This window comes from Pantoea sp. GL120224-02, from assembly GCF_900215395.1.
In the GTDB taxonomy this organism is placed as follows: Bacteria; Pseudomonadota; Gammaproteobacteria; order Enterobacterales; family Enterobacteriaceae; genus Pantoea; species Pantoea communis.
On record NZ_OBEC01000009.1, the window covers coordinates 125673 to 144187 of the forward strand.

10 protein-coding genes are annotated in these 18515 nt (G+C 56.6%); 8 read left to right on the forward strand and 2 right to left on the reverse strand.

Annotated elements, in window-relative coordinates:
• Nucleotides 1-281 precede the first annotated feature (281 nt).
• On the forward strand, nt 282-6365 hold the full coding sequence (locus CRO33_RS17170) for an autotransporter outer membrane beta-barrel domain-containing protein (RefSeq protein WP_097118968.1): 6084 nt from the start codon (nt 282-284) through the stop codon (nt 6363-6365).
• Between the two features lie 370 nt (nt 6366-6735).
• On the forward strand, nt 6736-8280 hold the full coding sequence (locus CRO33_RS17175) for a methyl-accepting chemotaxis protein (RefSeq protein WP_097118969.1): 1545 nt from the start codon (nt 6736-6738) through the stop codon (nt 8278-8280).
• Nucleotides 8281-8342: 62 nt separating this feature from the next.
• Here the strand turns inward: CRO33_RS17175 and CRO33_RS17180 are convergent, their stop codons facing one another.
• Nucleotides 8343-9293: an AraC family transcriptional regulator gene (locus tag CRO33_RS17180; RefSeq protein WP_097118970.1), complete on the reverse strand. Its 951-nt coding sequence runs from the start codon at nt 9291-9293 to the stop codon at nt 8343-8345.
• A 103-nt stretch (nt 9294-9396) separates the two neighbouring features.
• Between CRO33_RS17180 and CRO33_RS17185 the strand changes: the two genes are divergently transcribed.
• The 4 genes from CRO33_RS17185 (at nt 9397) to CRO33_RS17205 (ending at nt 14348) form a co-directional block, all read left to right on the forward strand.
• Nucleotides 9397-10584 (forward strand): MFS transporter, encoded by a 1188-nt coding sequence (locus CRO33_RS17185; RefSeq protein ID WP_097118971.1) that lies wholly within the window; start codon nt 9397-9399, stop codon nt 10582-10584.
• Nucleotides 10585-11109: 525 nt separating this feature from the next.
• Nucleotides 11110-11319: a DUF1471 domain-containing protein gene (locus tag CRO33_RS17195; protein WP_097118972.1), complete on the forward strand. Its 210-nt coding sequence runs from the start codon at nt 11110-11112 to the stop codon at nt 11317-11319.
• Between the two features lie 215 nt (nt 11320-11534).
• Nucleotides 11535-12584: a 7-bladed beta-propeller protein YncE gene (yncE, locus tag CRO33_RS17200; protein ID WP_097118973.1), complete on the forward strand. Its 1050-nt coding sequence runs from the start codon at nt 11535-11537 to the stop codon at nt 12582-12584.
• Between the two features lie 123 nt (nt 12585-12707).
• The gene (locus tag CRO33_RS17205) at nt 12708-14348 is read left to right on the forward strand and encodes a dihydroxyacetone kinase subunit DhaK (RefSeq protein ID WP_097118974.1); all 1641 of its coding nucleotides are present in this window, start codon (nt 12708-12710) and stop codon (nt 14346-14348) included.
• A 103-nt stretch (nt 14349-14451) separates the two neighbouring features.
• On the opposite strand, the gene sbmA is transcribed toward CRO33_RS17205, so the two are convergent.
• On the reverse strand, nt 14452-15687 hold the full coding sequence (gene sbmA, locus CRO33_RS17210) for a peptide antibiotic transporter SbmA (protein ID WP_034826847.1): 1236 nt from the start codon (nt 15685-15687) through the stop codon (nt 14452-14454).
• Between the two features lie 295 nt (nt 15688-15982).
• On the opposite strand from sbmA, the gene CRO33_RS17215 reads away from it, so the two are divergent.
• Nucleotides 15983-16717 carry a gluconate 2-dehydrogenase subunit 3 family protein gene (locus CRO33_RS17215; protein ID WP_058962216.1) on the forward strand — a complete coding sequence of 245 codons (735 nt, stop codon included), beginning with the start codon at nt 15983-15985 and terminating at the stop codon, nt 16715-16717.
• Between the two features lie 2 nt (nt 16718-16719).
• Entirely contained in the window at nt 16720-18504 is a 1785-nt protein-coding gene (locus CRO33_RS17220; protein ID WP_038643584.1) for a GMC family oxidoreductase, read from the forward strand.
• Nucleotides 18505-18515: the final 11 nt, after the last annotated feature.

An 18515-nucleotide genomic window follows, 5' to 3' on the forward strand; every position in this document is an offset into this window, starting at 1 on the left:
GCCAATAATTTATCCCGCCTCACAAATATTTCGCCATTATGACAACGGGTTATCTTTATTTACCTTTTGCGTCCGATGGCAGAAAAGTCTATACCTAAAGCCAATTAATCTATAAAAACAGTTTTAACCGCTTATTCGCTGCACCAGACTTTCTTCACACAGTGGCTCTCAGAAATTAATTGCTCATCGGGGTTGGTGTTATTCCTGCCGTTGAATCCCTCGCGATGAATTTAACGCTGTTGCAATAACAGCGTGGACGCTGCACGCCCACTGGAGGAAGTATGAAGTTCACATTAAATCCGATTGCGTTCGGAATATTAGCTGCGCAGGCGCTGTTCTATCCGGCAATAAGTGCGCAAGCCATTACGTTGGGAAGTTATTCACCGCAGGTTAATGACAACCTCTTTGGCGAGCAGAGTATTAACGTCAACGGCAGCAATGAAACGCTAACGGGCAATCCTGATTTCGCGCCGGGAACGGATGGATCAGTGAACTCCAGCCTGGGGCAGGTCAACATCACATCGGGCGCGCAGTTTCTCAATCAAACTCGTCTCGATCCCGGCCCGCAGAACTTCGCCATCACCGTGCCCGATCCTACTACTGGCGGGAATACCACCTTCCAGGTCTATAACTCCGCCAGTCTGGTGGCTCAAACGCCAGTCACCTCCGATACCGCCGTGCCGGACGTGGTTAACGTTAACGGCGATCAATACATCAATACGCGTGTTGCGGATGTCTCGAACGGTGGCACGCTTGATGTGAATATCGGGCAAGCGAATGCAGCCAGCAGCGCCAGCACCAACAGCTGGAGCATGGCGGCGAAGCAGACCACGCTGTTTCAGGTGGGCAGCGACAGCACCCTGAACTGGAATTCCAACAACCGCATCAGCTTCTTTGGCACCGCCGCCACACCGGATGGTGCCGGCGCGACGCAAACCTTTCAGGTGCAAAACCTCGCCACCTACAATGGCAGCGTGAGCGTACAGACGCTGGATGGCGCCACCAACACCTTCACCGTGACCAATGCCAGCGAACTGCAGACCTACAACAACTGGCTGATTAGCCAACTGCAAGCGGGCAATCTGGACAAAGCCAACTATCTGACCGAGTTCAACAAAGCGGTCACCGTCACCAACGGCAATATCGTGTATGACGTGAGTGCCACACCGCCAGATGAAGTCACAAAGCCGATTGGTAACCGCATCGTGGTCAATGCCGATGGCCCAGACGCTCGCGTCAATCTCGCGGCGGGCAACACACTGGAAGTCGTGGGTTCGACAGGCGGGGCGATCAAAGCCTCCAACGGCGCGCAGGCGGTGATTGATGGCAAGCTCGCCAGTCGCGGCACCCTCGCCAATAACGGCACGGCACTGGTGCTTTCTGGCAACAGCAACGGCAGTACCAGCACGACTGGCGTGATCAACGGTGGGTTCCTCAATCGCCAGGATGGCACGGGTATTGGCTCCACCGGCTACGGTGCCAATGGGGTGCTGGTGCAGAGCGGCAGTGCGTTTAACAACAACGGCATCGTCAATCTGGCGACGATCGGTAGTAACTCGCAGTATGGCGTAGCCGGTATTCGGTTGGAGGATGACGCTACATCCCGCAACAGCGGCAATATCAACGTCGGCGTGAACGGCTCCAGCGCGCGCGGTACAGCATCGGGCGTACTGCTGACATCGCCGACCTCCACCTTCACCAACAATGCCGATGGGCAGATTTATATTGGTCGTGGTCCTCAAAACAGCCTGACCGACAACGTGGCGGATACCGCCATGAATCAGAGCGGCCTGACCAGCGGGATCGCGCTGGTGGCAAACGGTTCTGCCACCAACAACGGCAACATCGTGATTGGCTCAAAGGTGCAGAACGCGGCGGGCATGTCGGCGACCGGTGCCAGCGGGGTCACGATGGTCAATAATGGCACCATTGATGTGAATGGTGCTGCCGCGACCGTGCCGCGTGAAAACGTCGGGATGTCGGTGACCAACAGCAGCGGCACCATCGATAACAGTGGCACCATTAACCTTAACGGCGTCAATGGCACGGGCGTGAAAGTCGTGGCGACCAGTGGCAATAACGCTTCTGCAAGTTCAACGGGGACCATTAACGTTGCCGGGGGGGCCGATCCCGCCAGCGGTACACGCAACTTTGGCGTGTGGGTGGAGGGCCAGGGCACCGGACAGGCCAGTGCAGACGTCAACGGCCCGGTGAATCTGAGCGGCACGGGCGCGATTGGCGTGCACGCACGCGGCAATGCCACGGTGGAAGTAGCGGCTAACGCAATACCGACGTTCAGTAACGGCAGTAATCAAATCGCTTTCTTCGCCTATGGCCCCAATGCGCGGATTAACATAGCAGGCAACAATCCCTTCAATGTCACCACCACCAACTCGACACTGTTCCGCGTTGAGCAGGGCGCGGATTTTGACGGCACCGATCTGTCACTCACGGCATCGGGCGCCGGTTCGGTCGCGGTGAACGGCAGCGGCACCGGCGGTACCGAAGTGAACACCCGCAATGCCACGCTCAACGTCAGTGGTGCAGGCGCCACGGGGGTGAATATCGAAGGCGGGGCAACGGGCACCATCGACAATGACACGACCATCAACCTCACCGGCAACAACGCGATTGGCGCGATTGTCGATGGGCAAAAGCATACGCTGGCAGGCAGTAATAGCGGTGCGCCGGTGACCAGCACGACGTTAAGTTCTGCTGCGGCACTGAATTCATCGCAAAGTGGATTGATTGGCTATCTGGCGCGCAATCGCGCACAGCTCAATAACACTGGCAACATTGCTTTCAGCGGCGCTAACGCCACTGGCATTCGCGTGGAGAGCGGTGCGACCGGTACTAACAGCGGTAACATCAGCATCAACGATGGCGGCACCGGTATTGCGGTGAACAGCAGCGGCAGCACGGCCAATACCACGGCGAATAATAGCGGTAACATCAACGTCAATGGCGGCAGTACCATCAACCGCAGCCGGGGAGTCAGCGCCAGCGGCAGTCGGGTGATTGCGAATCTCAACGGTGGCACCCTGAACCTCAACGGCTCTGGCGCGATTGGAGCAGAGGCAATCAACGGCGCATTGGTGAACATCGCCGCCGGATCTGTGCCGATCTTTAATGGCAGCGATCAGATGGCTTATCATGCGGCGGGCAGCGGCTCACGTATCAACTCGGCCGCCAACGCGCTGGACGTGAATACCCTCAATTCCACCGGATACCGTATCGATGATGGCGCGGCACTGAGCTTCAGCAATCCCACCTCATTGACCACCAGCGGCGCTAACAGCACGGGTGTGATCGTCTCGGGCAGCGGCAGTAGCCTCAACAGCGCCAATACCAGCTTCAACGCCAGCGGTCAGGGCAGCACCGCAGTACGTGCCGAGGGCGGCGCGAATGCCACTTTGGCCAGCGGCAGCAGCATTAATGTCAGTGGCAGCAACGCAGTCGGCGTGCTGGTCAATAATTTGCGCACCGATCTCAGCAACGCGCTGGATGGCACCTCAGCGGCCACCACCGTCACCAGCAATGGCAATCTTAACGGCGCAGGCAACAACGCCATCGGCTTTGATGTCACCAACGGCGCCACGCTGGTCAACAACGGTACGGTGGATCTTACCGGCAGCAACAATATCGGTATTCGCTCACGCGCGGGCAGTACGCTGACCAATAACGGTACGGTCAATGTGGCGAACGGCACCGGGTTGGATGTGTCTGGCAGCGGCAGCACGCTGGCCAAAGGCGGCGTGATCAATGTCGATAACGGTGTGGCAGGCGTGCGCATCAGTGACGGCGCACAGCTGGCGTTAACCGGCAGCGATACCGTGATCACCACGCGTGGCACTGCGCACGGCATCCTGGTCGATAACGGTGCCAGCGCGCTTAGCGCCAGCGACGCCACGGTCAACGTACTGGGCAGCGGTAATGGCATCGAAAACCGGGCAGAACTCAGCAATGTTAGCCTGAGCAACCTGACGCTCAACGTGGCGAATGGCAACGGGATCCGCACTGCGGTGCCGTTTGATCCGGCCTCAACGGTGACCACCAATGTGACCGGCAGCGGTACGGGCCTGAACATCGTCAATGCGGATGGATCGACCACCAGCGGCGATTTAACACTGGGCTCCGGCTATCAATTTAATGTCACCGGCGCGGGTGGCAGCGGCATCCGCGCCAACACCACCGGCAATGTCACTACCGCCGCAGATGTCACGATCGATAATCCGGCGGGCGGATCGGCCCTGATCTCCAGCACGGCGGGCACTATCGTCAACACCGGGACGTTCACCTCCAACAGCCTGACGGCGCCGGTGGTGGATTTGCGCGGCGGTAAAACCCTCTTCGAAAACTTCGGTAACATCATCACAGTCAATCCACAAACCGTGGCGGTGGCAGGCAGCAATGCTAATGATGAAATCCTGCTGACCGAAGGGGAGGTGCGCGGCGATATCAACCCCGGCGGCGGGGCCGATGTGTTCCGCTGGACGGGCGGATCGCTTAACGGCAGCCTGACCATGGGCAATGACAATAACAATAATGCGGAGGTCAGTAAGGTGGATCTCGGCACCACCTACCACCTCACCAGCGGCAGCGGAACCGGAAACACGCTGACGTTTAATCAGATCGATTCACGTGGTGGCAGCCTGGGCGCTGACGATCTCAATAAAGGGGTAAACCTCGGCAGCGGTTGGAGCACCATCAATTTTGCCGATACCCAATGGACGCTCACTGACAACCTCAAACTGGCGCACAGCACCATTAATATCGATGAGAATTCAACGCTGTATGCGGGCAACAATGTGCATCCGACGTTAGCGGGTGGCACCGCGGACTCACTCACGGTGAATAACGCCGGTATTCTCGATCTGACCAACGGTGCGGGCTCGCCGGGCAACACCTTGAATATCGCTGGTTCGCTGGCGTCCAGCGGCGGGCAGCTTAATCTGATCACTGACCTTAACGCAGGTGGCGGGCTGAGCAATCAGTTCACAGACCACCTCAACGTCACCGGCAACGCTACCGGCACTACGCTGGTGAACGTAAAACTGACCGACAGCAGCACCGGTGCGTTAACGGATCTTAATCGCAATGGTGGCATTGAGGGCAACGAGGGGATTTCGCTGGCACAGGTGGCGGGTAACGCTGGTCCCGAGAGTTTTGCACTTAAAGACGGCTATCTCGGCGCAGGGCCCTGGCAATATCGGCTTTACACCTTCGCGCCGGGCAGCACCGATCCCAGCCAGCGTTTAGTCAGCGGCAGTGGCAACAATTACTGGGATTACCGGCTGGCGAATTATTACGTGTGTGAAGATGGCGCCAGCTGCCCATCGACCTTTATTACCGATGCGTTCGGCAGCGGGCAAAGCTACGATGCGCGTCCCGCCGTGGTGCCGCAGGTGCCGTCCTATATCTCTGCACCGGTTGGCCTGGCGTATTACACCTCGGCGATTATCGACGATCTGCATAAGCGTCTTGGTGAGTTGCGTCATGAGCAGACACGACCGGAAGGCGATGGCGGCGAAATGTTCCTGCGCTACATCGGTTCCAACCTGAAATACAAAAGTGACCAGCGCTTCCGCGATTACGGCTATGACTTCGATCTGGATTACAGCGCGGTGCAGGTGGGGGGTAACGTGCTACGCCTCGACGGTGACAAAGACAGCCTGCGCGGTGGCTTAGCCTATACCCGAGGTAACACGCGCATCCGTCCCGATGCCGCCGACGGTTACAGCAGCACCACCTTCGATAGCGATAGCCTGGCCTTTTACGGCACCTGGCAGCGTCAGAACGGGTTTTATCTGGATGGCGTGCTGTCGTTCGACTGGCATCGTGGTGAAACCGATATCGCACGGCAAAAACAGGAAGCGAAGCTGAAGGGCCATGGCTGGACGGCCTCACTCGAGAGCGGTTATCCGTTTGCTCTCGGCGATGGCTACAAACTGGAACCGCAGGCGCAGTTAATGTACATGAAGCTGAATATGAACGACTTCACCGATGAAGATGGCAACAAGGTGCGTTACGGCGATTACAACCAGACTATTGGACGTTTGGGCGCACGTCTTGATCGCACCTGGACGGATGACAGCAATCGCCAATACACTCCTTACCTGCGCGCCAACTATTACAAAGGTTGGGGCGGTACGGCCGACACCAACATCTCTTCGGTAGAAAATCCTGCGCTGAGCGCTACCTTCACCAGCGGCCATTTTGGCCAGATGTGGGAAGTGGGCGCGGGCGGCACCGCCACGTTGCAGAAAGATGTTTCACTGTATGCGGAGGCGGATTACCGCAAAGAGATCAGCGGCAACGGTGCCAAAGGTTGGCGCTATAACGTGGGCGTGAGGTGGCAGTTTTAAATGAGGACATTTCAAGCGTCGCCTTGAATATCGTCGTTCAATGGCTGCGGGATTTGGCCAGCTCAAGATAAATGGCGTCATTAAACAGATGCGAAATTGGCCAGGTCGCCATCAATTGCGGGTTGGTTCAGGTGCATATTGCTGTGCACCTTTCTCATCTTGCGCCTCGGCAAAACCTTGATTTCATATACTCTAAATAAAATTTTATCGATGAATTTCTGCCACAAAAAACAGGGATATTGTTCACTGTGGCTTTAATTCAGGATAAAAATTAATTCTCATCGCTAAAGACCGCTCCCTGCGCTGCCGAAAAGGTAAAAAAGTGTAATTGATTTTTTCCTTTAGCCTGCATTTTGCAAGGACAACACACATGCGGAACAACCAGCCTATCACTCAGCGTGAATTTATCTTTGATGATGACGCCACGCTGATGTCGACCACCGATCTCAGCAGCCACATAACCTATGCCAACGACGCCTTTATTGAGGTTAGCGGTTTCGAGCCGGAGGAGGTCAATGGGCAACCGCATAACATGGTGCGTCACCCGGATATGCCGCCGGAAGCGTTTGCCGACATGTGGGCCACCCTGAAACAGGGCGAACCCTGGACCGCGCTGGTGAAAAATCGTCGTAAGAATGGTGATCACTATTGGGTGCGAGCCAATGCGATTCCGGTGGTGCGTGAAGGCAAGGTGCAGGGTTACATGTCGGTACGCACCAAACCTTCCGCCGAAGAGATCCGTCAGACCGAAGCGCTGTACCGTGATTTCCGCGAAGGGCGGGCCAAAGGCCGCCGTTTCCATAAAGGGCTGCTGGTCGGGACCGGCTGGCGTCGTCTCGGATCACTGTTAAAAATTATGCCGCTGCGCTGGCGTATTCGCTCTACTTTGCTGGCCGTACTGCCGCTGTCTGTTATCGGCGTCTGGCTGCTGGGGATGGCACCGATGGCACTGGGCAGCTTTGCCGCAGGCATGGCAGGTTTATTGCTGCTGGCGAGCCTATGGCTGGAGCAGCAGATTTCCCGTCCAATGGAGCGTATCTGCCGCCAGGCATTAAGCGTCGCCACTGGCGCCAGTCATAAGGTGGATCAGTTAGATCGTGTGGATGAAATCGGGATCACGCTGCGTGCCATCGGACAGCTCGGCCTGATGTTCCGCTGGCTGGTGGATGATGTGAGCGGCCAGGCGATCAATGTACTCAGTGCCAGCGGTGCGATAGCGCGCAGCAACGACGAATTGAGCCGTCGCACTGAGCAGGCGGCGGCCAACGTGCAGCAGACCGCCGCCACCATGAATGAAATGACCGCCACGGTGAAAAGCAACACCGATACGGCTAATGAAGTAAACAAGCTGTCAGAAAATACCAGCCACGCCGCGCTGAAAGGCGGTGAAGTGATGCAGGAGATGGTGGGGATGATGGCGGAGATCGCCGACAGCTCGAAACGCATCGCCAATATTACCAGCGTGATTGACGGCATCGCTTTCCAGACCAACATTCTGGCGTTAAACGCCGCGGTGGAAGCGGCGCGTGCCGGTGAGCAGGGCAAAGGGTTTGCGGTGGTCGCGGGCGAGGTGCGCAGCCTGGCGCAGCGTAGCGCCAAAGCCGCCAGTGAAATCAAAACGTTGGTGGAAACCAGCGCGGGTCGCGTGCAGTCGGGCAGTAATCACGCTGATGCGGCCGGGCGCACCATGCAGGATATTGTCGACCAGGTGCAAAATGTCACGGCATTGATTGCCCAGATCAGTTCTGCCACGGCGGAACAGTCCATCGCGTTAAGTGAAGTGAGTACTGCAGTGGAAGATCTCGACGATATCACGCACCAGAATGCCGCTCGCGTGGCGGAAAGCGCCGAAGCGTCCGGGCGCATGACGCGTCAGGCGAATCGCCTGGTGGAAGCGATCAGCGTGTTTCGTTAAAGGATATTGCACGCGGCGCGAAATGCGCCGAATCGTCTGGTCGAAGCGATCAGCGTGTTTCGTTAAAGCGTCTCGCGCGCTGCCCTTAATGCGCCGGGTGGTGAGCCGACAATGCGTTTAAACGCCCGGCTAAACGCCGCCAGCGAGCCGTATCCGAGGTGGAAGGCGACGCTTTCCACCGCTTCGCCCTCATTGACGATACGTTCCACCGCCAGCCGCATGCGCAGTTCAGTGAGGTAGCGCAGCGGCGTCATGCCGGTAGCCGTTTGAAAACGGGCGGCAAACACTGAGCGTGAACTGCCCGATTCGCGTGCCAGCCGCTCCACCGTCCAGTTTTCGCCCGGCTCACGATGCATGGCTGCCATCGCCAGGCTAAGACGCGGATCGCGCAGTGCCTGCACTAATCCACTGCCTTTGCCGCATCCGTTTTCCACCCAGCCGCGCACAATCTGCGCCGCCACCACATCCGCCAGTCGGGACAGAATCCCGGCGAAACCGGCTTTGCGCTCGCGGGTTTCACGCTCCATCGCATCGAGAATCGGCTGGATTTCCGGGTACTGCGCCAGCAAGGTACTCACCAGCATGACATCCGGCATGGTGTGTACCAGCGGCTGCATACCGCCGAGTTCAAACGCCATGCAGGCGCTAAATAAAATGACATCGCTGTCGTCCGGGCAACCTTCGCTGCTGTCAGCGATGTCACAGACGCTGCCACAGATCGGTTTGCTGTTGAAGGTGCCAATCGGTTCACAAATGGCGTCTTCGCTGGAGATCAACGCGTGCGCTTTGCCGTGCGGGATCAGCATCGCATCGCCTGCCTGCAACGGATAGATCACGCCAGACGCTGAGCGGATCATTAACGATCCACGGCCAACAAAGTGCAATTGTGCTTTGCCCGGCGCGTCATCGTATTGCAAACCAAAAGGGTTATGTAAGGCGATACGCTGATATTTCACGCCATACAGGCGCATGCCCATCAGCAGTTCACTGGTCAGATCTTCATAGCGGCTCATACGAATCCAGACGAATTATCAAAAAACAAAGTTTTTGTATCATAGATCGTCTTGCGTCATCTCACTATGCTTACAACCTGAATTTTTGTGATGGGGATCGCAAATGAGTCTGGATACTGAAGTAGTCGAAACAAGTATAGCGGTGGATAAACCCGCATGGGGCGCGGTGTTTGCCATGGCGTTTGGCGTGTTCGGCCTGATCACTGCCGAATTTCTGCCGGTGAGCTTGCTGACACCGATTGCCGACTCGCTGCAGGTGAGCGAAGGGCAAGCGGGCCAAACGGTGACCGTGACTGCGCTGGTGGCATTGCTCACCAGTCTGGTGGTCGGCAACCTTACGCGTCGTCTCGATCGTCGCGTCGTGATGCTGGCCTTTACGCTGCTGCTGATTGCCTCGGCGCTGCTGGTGGCATTTGCAGAGAATCTGCCAATGATCCTGCTGGCGCGCGTGCTGCTCGGCATGGCGATTGGCGGTTTCTGGACGCTTTCCACTGCGATTACCATGCGGCTGGTGCCCAGCGATCAGGTGCCGAAGGCGCTGTCGATAGTGTTTAGCGGCATTTCGCTGGCGACCATCATTGCCGCACCGTTGGGCAGTTATCTCGGCGGCATTATTGGCTGGCGTAATATCTTTCTGCTGACCGGTGCATTGGGCGTGCTGGCGTTGTTCTGGCAGTTCTTCACACTGCCTGCGATGCCGCCAGAGAATAAAGCGCGCAGCGGCGGCGTGCTGGATCTGCTGCGTAACGGCCTGATGCGCTGGGGCATGCTGGCGGTGATCATGATGTTCACCGGACACTTTGCCTTCTTTACCTATCTGCGTCCGTTCCTGGAAAGCAGCGCGCAGCTCAATATCAATCAGCTGTCGCTGGTGCTGCTGGCGTTTGGCGTGGCGAACTTCTTCGGCACCTCACTGGCGGGTTACCTGGTGACGCGCAGCGTGTCGCTGACGCTGACCGGCATGGCGCTGGTAATGAGTGTGACGGCGGTGGTACTGGTGAGTTTTGGCAATCTGCCGTGGCTGGTCGGTGCCGGCGTGGCGGTGTGGGGCCTGGCATTCGGTTCGATGCCGACCGGCTGGTCAACGTGGATCTCCCGTGCGGTGCCGGATGATGCGGAATCCGGCGGCGGTTTGCTGGTGGCGACGATTCAGTTGGCGATCACCGCAGGTGCTGCGGCCGGTGGCTGGATGTTTGATCTCAACGGCGCGGGCGGTGTGTTCCTCGCCAGCGGCGTGCTGATGCTGCTGGCGGCTATCACTATTTTCACCCGCGTTCGACATCACGGTTAATTTACCTGCGGCACCGGTGTTTAGTCACGCGTGATCACGCAGGCTGGGGCCGCTTTGGGACTGGCGTCCACGCGCCGCTACGCGGTGCCCTCACGTCATTCGTCTGCCTGACGGAACGGCGGGGGATGGCACATCCCTGTGCCGCCCCGCCTTCCGCCCGCGTCCTGCGGGCTATCCTGGCAGACTCATTCTGTTCGGCGCTGCGGATTGCCTGTCCCAAAGCGGCCCCAGCCTGCTTCTGAACACTTGTGCGTATTGTTAGCAATCTCTTTGAAATGCCTGCCTCAAGCCATGAACGGTGACAGATTGAAAAGCAGCTGTTTCAGACATAAATCCTGCACCACTCTAAAAACCCAGTTTTTTAACCCTTTGCACACAGGTTAATCCAAATGTGCTTTTTATATTCAAATTAATCGAATAACTACGGCAAATCTCTCTGCTTTTTTGTGATCGAATTCACGCCTATTATTTATCTCAACAAGGCGATGACGCCTTATCCGATAAAAAATCATTGAGGAATTGACTATGAAATCTATCAAAACTTTTGCTGCTGTTATCGCTCTCTCTGCTCTGCCATTCGCCAGCTTCGCGCAAAGCGTCACCGCATGTGCTTCAACACTGGATGGTGCAGAAGCGCAAATCGCTGCTCAGGCGCATAAAGCTGGTGCTTCCTATAAAGTGACTGAAGCCAACTTCAACAACGGCGTGCACATGACTGCCGAGTTGACCAAATAAGTCTGCGTTAACGATCTGTGCTGACAGGGTGCCTTAGGGTGCCCTGGCGGCGTTGGTAACTGCATAAAATTCTGTTACTTTCCTACCTAAATGATTACTATTCTCAAAAACTAACATCCTTCGTCGGCTCGCCTCGGGCTGTCATTCTGAAATTGGTTGCATTGTCGGGCTTTCACTTCACTGCCATGAGGCGGTGGATTTGCTATGGAGAAGTTATGAAAGCGATTAAAACAACATGGGCGTTACGTCCATTGCTGCTGGCAACGGCGCTGTTATCTTCCGCTGCGGTACTGGCAGCGGAGTCTCAGCCGCTGAACCAGGTGATTTCCAAAGGGGCTTACGAACTGGCGTTCAGCAACAGCGATAACGCGCTGTTCCTCGCCACGGCGCAAAACGCCAGCACCAAAGGCGGCACCGTTTATCGTCTCGATCCGCAGGATCTGTCGGTGAAGCAGACCATCAATACCGATCTGCCGACCTTTGGCGCCGCTATCAACCAGAAAACCAACACGCTGTTCTTCGGCAATACCCGTGATGCGGCGCTGACCTCGGTCGATGCCAGCAGCGGTAAAGTGCTGAACACGCTGGTGCTGGATGCGCGTAAGCGCAGCGAAACCGTCCGTCCACTGCAACCGCGTGAAGTGGCAGCGGATGCGGCAACCGATCGTGTGTATGTCACCGGCCTCGGTGAGCAGAGCGTGGTGTGGGTTGTGGATGGCAAAACCCTGAAGCTGGTCAGCACCGTACCGAACACCGGTAAAATGGGCACCGGCCTGGCCATCGATTCTGCGGCACAGAAGTTGTACGTAACCAACGCCGATGGCGAACTGGTGACCATCAATACGCGCCTGAACGCGATTGAAAAACGTCAGAAAATCGATGGCGACAAAGACCACTTCTTCCTGAATATCGCGCTGGATACCCAGGGCCATCGCATCTTCCTGAGCGACTCTAAACAGCCTCAGGTGCTGGTGCTGGATTCCCGCACTCAGCAGGTGATTCATAAGATTGATGTGCCAGAATCGCTGGCGGTGCTGTTCAATGCCGACCGCAACGAGCTGTATGTGACGCACCGTAAAGCCGGCGAGATCAGCATCATCGACGCCAGCTCTTATAAAGTGAAGCGCACGGTGAAAGCACCGGGCCTGCCAAACAGCCTGGCGCTGTCAGCAGACGGTAAAGTGCTGTTTGTCAGCATCAAGCAGCCAGGCACCCGTAAAGAGCCACCAAAAAACCCGGATAGCGTCCTGCGCATCGCGCTGTAAGCGGCAGTTATCTGAAACTCATGGGCGGCGTGTGCCGCCCTTTGCATTTCCGCACTTTCCTTCCCCGCTCGCCCCGCGATATACGCTACCTTTTACCTCGACAACACCAATGGAGAGGAAGCAATGAGCCAGTTTTTTATGCATGAGAAAAACGATCTGGTGAACGAAGCCATCGAAGGGGTTTTGCTGAGCACGCCATGGCATAACCTGAGCCGCCTCGATCTCGGTGATGAGATCCGCGTGGTGGTGCGCACAGATTGGGATAAGAGCAAAGTGGCGCTGATCTCCGGCGGCGGATCGGGCCATGAACCGGCGCACGCCGGTTTTGTCGGCAAAGGCATGCTCACGGCGGCGGTATGCGGCGATATCTTTGCCTCACCGAGCGTCGATGCGGTGCTCAATGCCATCATCAATGTCACGGGCGATGCAGGTTGCCTGCTGATTGTGAAGAACTACACCGGCGATCGGTTGAACTTCGGGCTGGCGGCGGAGAAAGCGAAAAATCTCGGCTACAACGTCGAGTTGGTGATGGTGCAGGACGATATTGCACTGCCCGAAAATCCTCAGCCGCGCGGCATCGCTGGAACCGTGCTGGTGCATAAGATCGCCGGTTTTGCCGCCGAGCAGGGGCAATCGCTGGATGAAGTTAAAGCGCTGGCGCAGCGTGCCATCGACGCCACCTCATCGATTGGGCTGGCATTTGCGACCTGCCATATCCCAGGCGAAAAGCGTGATGAACGTGTCGAAGCGGGCCACAGCGAGCTGGGCATGGGCATCCACGGCGAACCGGGCGTGGTGACACTGGATACCCAAAACAGTCGAAAAATCAGCAGTATTATGACCGATAAGCTGGCGCAGTCGCTGCCAGACGGCAAACAGGCGCTGCTGTTGATCAACAACCTCGGCGGCTTCTCCCAGCTGGAGCTGGCGGTGTTGACGCGCGAAGTATTGCAATCGCCACTGGCGGCGCGGGTTACCCACCTTATCGGTCCGGCAACCCTGGTCAGCGCTTTAGATATGAAAGGCTTCTCGCTGTCATTGCTGGCGCTGGAGGAACCCTTCCTTGAGGCACTCAATGCGCCGGTGCAGGTGCTGGGCTGGGTACCGGTCTATGATTTTGCACCGATCAGTTTACAGAGCGCGGAAAAAGTCGGCAGCGTGCTGGATTTCGATCCGTCCGACAACGCTGAAGTGGCAAAACATGTCGACCGCGTGACGCAGACGTTGATCGATCTGGAAAGCGAACTCAATGCGCTGGATGCCAAAGTCGGCGACGGCGATACCGGCTCAACCTTTGCTGCGGGTGCGAAGAAGATTCAACGCGGCCTGCGTGACAAGCAGTTGCCGCTGGATGAGTTGCCGACCTTAATGGCGCTGATCGGTGAGCAACTGGCGACGGTGATGGGCGGTTCAAGCGGCGTACTGATGTCGATTCTGTTCACCAGCGCCGGGCAAAAACTGGAAGAGGGCAGCGCACTGCCGCAGGCATTAATGCATGGTCTGGAGCGCATGAAGCATTACGGTGGCGCGCAGCCGGGGCATCGTACGTTAGTGGATGCGCTGCAACCGGCGCTGGAGGCGTTAGTGGCGGGTGAGTCACTGGCCGCTGCGGCGAAAGCCGCTCAGCAAGGCGCGGATGCCACGGCAAAAATGCAGAGTGCCAAAGCGGGACGTTCGGCTTATCTGAACCAACAAAGTCTGGATGGAGTGAAAGATCCGGGTGCGTATGCGGTTGAGAAGGTGTTTACGGTGTTAGCAGGCTGATGGCAGCTGATTGATGAGAAGGGTAGCGGCGCGATTTATCGCGCACACCTGAAGCGATATAACCGCTGACAGATGCGCAATAAATAACGCCGCTACAACAACCTTACTCCGCCGACTCGCGCATCATCTCTTGATGCGGGATATCCGACAGAATCTGCTCGAAACTGCGCAGACGTTTGTAGATCGACATCAGTTCGACCAGTGTTGACCAGGAGGAGATCAGATACTGGAACGATGAGCGCACCTGGTCAAACACGTTAGTAATCTGGTTGAGCAAACCGAGTGTGATGGTCCCGGCAACAATCGACGGAAACAGCAGGAACAGCCCAAACACGTTATCGACCTGCAGATAGAGAATGCGGGTGATGTTGAAATAGAGATAGTGGAAATAGAGACGGAAATAGTTAAAGCGCACGCGGCTAAACAGCTCATTTACCGTCGGCGGTGACGCGCGATCGGCGTTGTCTTCGCCATACACCAGCTCTTTACGATAGGCCGCTTCCACACGTTGATTGCGGAACTCCAGCCCTGGCAGCTTAATCCCGACGATTGCCAGCAGTCCGGTACCAAACACCGACCACAGCACCGCCGCAATCACCAACGCATACGGGATATTGCCCAACAGCGGGATATCTTTCACGTGATGTGACAGGGTGATCAACACCGGCAGGAACGCTACCAGCGTCATGATCGCCTGAATAAAACTCACGCCCCAATCTTCCAACGTGCTGGCAAATCGCATGGTGTCTTCCTGCACACGCTGAGCGGCACCTTCCACATGGCGCAGGCGCTGCCAGTTGTGCATGTAGTAATTGTTCATCGCGGTGCGCCAGCGGAACACCCAGTGGCTGATAAAGAATGAGTTCATCACGCCAATCACCACCGCAATCAATGCGATACCTAAAAAGGCAAGAACCTGCTGGTAAAATTCAGCAATCTGCACCGATCCGGCTTTGGTTAAGGCTTTTTGAATCAAGTCATAGAATGGACCATACCAGGCATTGACCGCTACGCCGACCTGCACACCAAACCAGGTGACAAAGATGATCAATGCTGCACCCCACACTGACCAGCGCTGCCACGGATGGTTATCGATCACCTTCCATGCAAGGGCGAAAATCGCTGCGACGATCCAGTAATAGGCATAAAACCATAGTTGGCTCGCATGAATAAAGCGGCTGGCATTGGTTGGCAATGGCTGCTGCATTGCGGCCTGTAGCGCAGGCCAGCGTGCTGGAAAATCATTGAAAAAGCCAAACCAGGCAAAAATCGCAATCAAACTCCAAATCGCGGCCGAGCTGAAAAACAGCGCTGGCCGCGGAAAATAGGACTTAAACATAGGCACTCCGCTGTTATGTGTACTCTTTTATACCGCGTCAGACAGTGCTTTGTCTGTTGTGGGTTGTATCTGACGATGACAGCATCGCTGCTGCGATGTAAAGCGACACCATGACTTGTTAAGTATTTTGTGCGCATTTGTTTCGAGAAACTAAATTAATAACAGTTGTGGTGTTACACTATGTGCACTGTTACCGGTAACAGTGACGCTGTATCCCTTAAGCCACAACTAAAAAAACAATACAACGCAACGAGTTAACTTTCATACCGCATTCATGTGGTAATGAGGCAATGTCATGTCAGAACAAAAAAATGGTCACAGTCGCAGGGATTTTCTGCTGAGAACCATCACCCTGGCGCCAGCGATGGCCGTTGGCGGTTCGGCAATGGGCGCGTTAGTGGTGCCGATGGCCGCAGGAGCAGCAGAGCAACCCGTCGCACCTCAACAAGCACGCGCTTATCAGCCAAGCTGGTTCACGGCGGAAGAGTTCGCCTTTATCACTGCGGCAGTGGCGCGCCTGATCCCCAATGATGAACGCGGTCCTGGCGCACTGGAAGCCGGTGTGCCGGAGTTTATCGATCGTCAAATGAACACGCCGTACGCCACCGGCAGCAACTGGTATATGCAGGGGCCGTTCAATCCCGATCTGCCTAAAGAGCTGGGTTATCAGTCTCCGCTGGTGCCGCAGCAGATTTATCGCCTGGGTCTGGCCGATGCCGATGGCTGGAGCAAAAAGCAGCACGGCAAAGTGTTCGCTGAGCTAACCGGCGAACAGCAGGACGCACTGCTGACCACGTTTGAGAGCGGTGAGGCACAGTTCCCGCAGCTCAATAGCAAAACCTTCTTCTCCTTCCTGCTGCAGAACACCCGCGAGGGTTACTTCAGCGATCCGATCCACGGTGGAAATCAGGGCATGGTGGGCTGGAAGCTGATTGGCTTCCCTGGCGCACGTGCCGACTTTATGGATTGGGTGGAGCGTGGTGAACGTTATCCGTTCCCGTCAGTGGATATTCGCGGGGAGAGGGCGTAACCGTGGCAAATGAATTGAAAAAAGTAGACGCGGTGGTGGTGGGTTTCGGCTGGGCCGGAGCCATCATGGCGAAAGAGCTGACCGAAGCCGGTCTGACGGTGGTGGCGCTGGAGCGCGGTCCACATCGTGATACCTATCCTGATGGATCTTATCCGCAGTCGATTGATGAATTGACCTATAACATCCGTAAAAAGTTGTTCCAGGATCTGTCGAAAAGCACCGTGACCATCCGTCACGATGCCTCGCAAACTGCGGTGCCGTATCGTCAGCTGGCGGCGTTTTTGCCGGGCACCGGCACCGGCGGTGCAGGTCTGCACTGGTCAGGCGTGCATTTCCGTGTCGATCCGGTGGAGCTGAACCTGCGCAGCCATTACGAGCAGCGCTACGGCAAAAACTTCATCCCGGAAGGCATGACCATCCAGGATTTCGGCGTCAGCTATGATGAGCTGGAGCCGTTCTTTGATCAGGCTGAGAAAGTATTTGGTACATCCGGCAGCGCCTGGTCGATCAAAGGCCAGCTGCAGGGCAAAGAGAAAGGGGGTAACCCTTACGCGCCGGATCGTTCCAGTGCTTTCCCACTGCCTGCGCAGAAGCGTACTTACTCGGCACAGCTGTTTGCCCAGGCTGCTGAATCAGTGGGTTATCATCCCTATGATATGCCGTCAGCCAACACCTCTGGCCCGTACACCAACACCTATGGTGCGCAGATGGGGCCGTGCAACTTCTGCGGTTACTGCAGCGGTTATGCCTGCTACATGTACTCCAAAGCTTCTCCGAACGTGAATATTCTGCCCGCGCTGCGTCAGGAGCCGAAGTTCGAACTGCGTAACAACTCCTACGTGCTGCGCGTCAATCTGACCGATGACAAGAAGCGCGCCACCGGCGTGACCTATCTGGATGGTCAGGGGCGTGAAGTGGTGCAGCCAGCGGATCTGGTGATCCTGTCTGCGTTCCAGTTCCACAACGTGCATCTGATGCTGCTGTCAGGCATCGGCAAACCGTACAACCCGATCAGCAACGAAGGTGTGGTGGGTCGTAACTTCGCCTATCAGAACATCTCGACCCTGAAAGCGCTGTTCGACAAAAACACCACCACCAACCCGTTTATTGGTGCGGGCGGTGCGGGCGTGGCAGTGGATGACTTCAACGCAGACAACTTCGACCACGGCCCACATGGTTTTGTTGGCGGCTCCCCGTTCTGGGTGAACCAGGCGGGTACCAAACCGATCTCCGGTTTGCCGACGCCGAAAGGCACGCCAAACTGGGGCAGCCAGTGGAAAGCCGCTGTGGCTGATACCTATAACCATCATATTTCGATGGATGCGCACGGCGCGCACCAGTCGTATCGCGCCAACTATCTCGATCTCGATCCGAACTACAAAGATGTCTATGGCCAGCCGCTGCTGCGCATGACCTTTGACTGGCAGGACAACGACATCAAGATGGCGCAGTTTATGGTCGGCAAGATGCGCAAGATCACCGAAGCGATGAACCCGAAAATGATCATCGGCGGCGCCAAAGGACCAGGCACGCACTTCGATACCACCGTGTACCAGACCACGCATATGAGCGGCGGCGCGATCATGGGTGAAGATCCGAAAACCAGTGCGGTGAACCGTTATCTGCAGAGCTGGGATGTGCCTAACGTGTTTGTGCCAGGCGCCTCTGCGTTCCCGCAGGGCCTCGGCTATAACCCAACCGGCATGGTGGCGGCGCTGAGCTATTGGTCAGCGAAAGCTATCCGCGAACAGTATCTGAAGAACCCCGGCCCCCTGGTTCAGGCATAAGGAACACGGCG

Bases quoted from the DNA above. Each gene is read 5' to 3' on its own strand.
- CRO33_RS17170 (WP_097118968.1), top strand. From the start codon at position 282: ATGAAGTTCACATTAAATCCGATTGCGTTCGGAATATTAGCTGCGCAG.
- CRO33_RS17175 (WP_097118969.1), top strand. From the start codon at position 6,736: ATGCGGAACAACCAGCCTATCACTCAGCGTGAATTTATCTTTGATGAT.
- CRO33_RS17180 (WP_097118970.1), bottom strand. From the start codon at position 9,293: ATGAGCCGCTATGAAGATCTGACCAGTGAACTGCTGATGGGCATGCGC.
- CRO33_RS17185 (WP_097118971.1), top strand. From the start codon at position 9,397: ATGAGTCTGGATACTGAAGTAGTCGAAACAAGTATAGCGGTGGATAAA.
- CRO33_RS17195 (WP_097118972.1), top strand. From the start codon at position 11,110: ATGAAATCTATCAAAACTTTTGCTGCTGTTATCGCTCTCTCTGCTCTG.
- yncE (WP_097118973.1), top strand. From the start codon at position 11,535: ATGAAAGCGATTAAAACAACATGGGCGTTACGTCCATTGCTGCTGGCA.
- CRO33_RS17205 (WP_097118974.1), top strand. From the start codon at position 12,708: ATGAGCCAGTTTTTTATGCATGAGAAAAACGATCTGGTGAACGAAGCC.
- sbmA (WP_034826847.1), bottom strand. From the start codon at position 15,687: ATGTTTAAGTCCTATTTTCCGCGGCCAGCGCTGTTTTTCAGCTCGGCC.
- CRO33_RS17215 (WP_058962216.1), top strand. From the start codon at position 15,983: ATGTCAGAACAAAAAAATGGTCACAGTCGCAGGGATTTTCTGCTGAGA.